This is a genomic window from Ruminococcus sp. AF20-12LB, from assembly GCF_003478985.1.
In the GTDB taxonomy this organism is placed as follows: domain Bacteria; phylum Bacillota; class Clostridia; order Lachnospirales; family Lachnospiraceae; genus Blautia_A.
Map to the genome: position 1 here is coordinate 1 of NZ_QUGH01000031.1, position 1,303 is coordinate 1,303.

Here is a 1,303-nt window from a genome sequence, read left to right on the forward strand (position 1 = left end):
TAGTGCGCCCGGCGGCGCACGTTTCTAACGGGTTAAAGTCCCGAATCCGCCCGGTAGTGGGAAGGATATAGCCGAAGGCAAGGGTGTCCATCGTGAGACGGAATCCGAAGGAAGCCGGATGTGGGAACAGACTAACCACGGGCAAATCTCTGGTCTGACGAACAGAAATCTCATATAAGGTTATGCATGAGGGTAAGGCTGCTATCCAAGTCAAAGCCCAATAACTACACGGAATCATGCGTGATAAATAAGGCAGATGGATGGAGAGGAAGAAACGTGTGGTACCCGGGGAGGTCTGTGCGGTATGCTCCGAAAGGAGTAACCACTGTACAAAGCAGTGCTGAACGCACAGAAGTCAGCAGAGGTCATAGTAGCCGAAAGGTGAAGGACCGAATCAGTAGGAGTCTTGAGTATGACTGGGAAAGGAGGAATGACTGATGATGACAGAAAACACAAAAAGTGGCTGTTCGCAAAGAGATAGTGCGGAACATGAAGGGTATGCGAAAGCGTCAAGGTCATTCAATCGGATATGGAAAGAAAGAGACAGTGCACAGCCGAAACTCTTGGAAGCGATACTGTACAAAGATAATCTAAACAGAGCGTATAAAAGAGTGAAGGCGAATAAAGGAGCGGCAGGTATTGATGGAATGAGTATCGAAGAAACCCTGCCATATCTAAAGGAACATCAACAGGAACTGAAAAACCGGATACTCAGAGGAAAATATACTCCATCTCCGGTAAGGCGGGTTGAAATTCCAAAACCAGACGGTGGTGTGCGAAAGCTTGGCATACCAACGGTGATAGACCGTACCATCCAACAGGCAATAACCCAACAGTTAGTGCCAATCTATGAACCGCTGTTTGCAGATGGTAGCTTTGGCTATCGTCCGGGCAGAAGCGCCAAAGACGCAATACTTAAAGTGAAGGAGTATGCAGAAAAAGGATACACTTATGCAGTATCCTTAGATTTATCGAAATACTTTGATACACTTAACCATGAAATCCTTATTAACTTACTACGCAAGACCGTAAAGGACGAACGGGTGGTACAGTTGATTAAGCGTTATCTGAAAAGCGGGGTAATGGAGAATGGAGTGGTGATGGAAACAGAGGAAGGTTCGCCACAAGGAGGAAACCTATCCCCATTACTGGCGAATATCTACCTTAATGAGTTTGACCAGGAGTTTGTAAAGAGAGGAGTCCCATGTATCCGGTATGCAGATGACATTGTGTTTCTTGCGAAGAGCAAACGGGCATCGGAGAGACTTCTGGAAAGCAGTACGAAATATCTTGAAGAGAAGCT

General features: G+C 46.4%; 1 protein-coding gene. It reads left to right on the top strand.

Annotated elements, in window-relative coordinates:
• Positions 1-437: 437 nt before the first annotated feature.
• Positions 438-1,303, top strand: an 866-nt coding sequence (gene ltrA / locus DWX61_RS18700) for a group II intron reverse transcriptase/maturase (RefSeq protein WP_353652887.1), incomplete at its 3' end; no start/stop codon positions are given.